General features: G+C 71.1%; 1 pseudogene. It reads left to right on the top strand.

Annotated elements, in window-relative coordinates:
* Nucleotides 1–18 precede the first annotated feature (18 nt).
* Nucleotides 19–1293, top strand: a pseudogene (locus tag ACX28W_RS43875) (bifunctional cytochrome P450/NADPH--P450 reductase); the annotation flags it as partial.

Raw genomic sequence — 1293 nt, 5'->3', positions numbered from 1 at the left:
GCCGGTGACTTCGACGGCATGGCCTCCCGCTGGATGGACACCCTGTGGACCACCCTGGCCGAGGAGTACGCCGCCGACACCTCCCAGGCCAGCGGCCCGCGCTTCGAGGTGCAGCTGCTCACCGAGGCGGATGTGCGCCCGGCGATCGTCTCCGAGCAGGCCTACCCGCTGACCGTGGTGGCCAACGAGGAACTCGTGGCCGACGCGACCGGGCTGTGGGACTTCAGCCTCGAGCCGCCGCGCCCGTCCGCGAAGTCCATCACCATCGAGCTGCCGGAGGGTGTCACCTACGACACCGGCAACCACCTGGCCGTCTTCGCCAAGAACGAGCCTGCCCTGGTCGACCGCGCCCTCGCCCGCCTGGACGTGGAGCGTGACCAGGTACTGCGCCTGGACATGCCCGCGGGCGGCCGCACCCACCTGCCCGTGGGCACGGCTGTCACCGCAGGCCTGCTGCTCACCGAGTTCGTGGAGCTGCAGGACGTGGCCACCCGCTCCCAGATCCAGACCCTGGCCGAGCACACCCAGTGCCCGTGGACCCGGCCGCAGCTGCAGGCCTACACGGCCGACACCGCCGAATCCCAGGAGCACTACCAGACTGAGATCCTGGGCAAGCGCGTCTCCGTGCTGGGCCTGCTGGAGCGCTTCCCCGCAGTCGAACTGCCGCTGGCGGTCTTCCTCGACATGATGGGCCCGATCCGCCCGCGGTTCTACTCCATCTCCTCCGCCCCGCTGGCCAACCCGCGCCACGTGCGCCTGACCGTCGGCCTGCTGGAAGGCCCGGCCCTCTCCGGCGACGGCCAGTACCGCGGCACCTGCTCCGCCTACATCGGCGGTCTCGAGCCCGGAGACGTCTTCTACGGCTACGTGCGCGTACCCTCCCCGACCTTCGCACCGCCGGCCGACCCCACCACACCGCTGGTCCTCATCGGCCCGGGCACCGGCATCGCACCGCTGCGCGGATTCCTGGAGGAGCGCGCCACGCAGCAGGACAACGGCATCAAGGTGGGCCTGTCCCAGGTCTTCGTCGGCTGCCGCCACCCGCAGCACGACTACTTCTACCAGCAGGAGATGCAGACCTGGGAGCAGGCCGGGATCGCCCAGGTGCACACCGCCTACTCCGCGGTGACCGGCCACCCGGCCCGGTTCGTCCAGAACGCCATCGCAGGCGCCGCCGACACCGTCTGGCAGGCCATCGAAGACGGCGCGTACATCTACGTCTGCGGCGACGGCCGCCGCATGGCACCCGCCGTACGCGAGGCCCTCGCCGCCATCTACCGCAAGCACACCGGC

It is taken from the genome of Streptomyces sp. SD15 (assembly GCF_054462255.1).
Note: the sequence above shows the minus strand (reverse complement) of the source record. Positions and strands in the feature narration are given on the sequence as shown.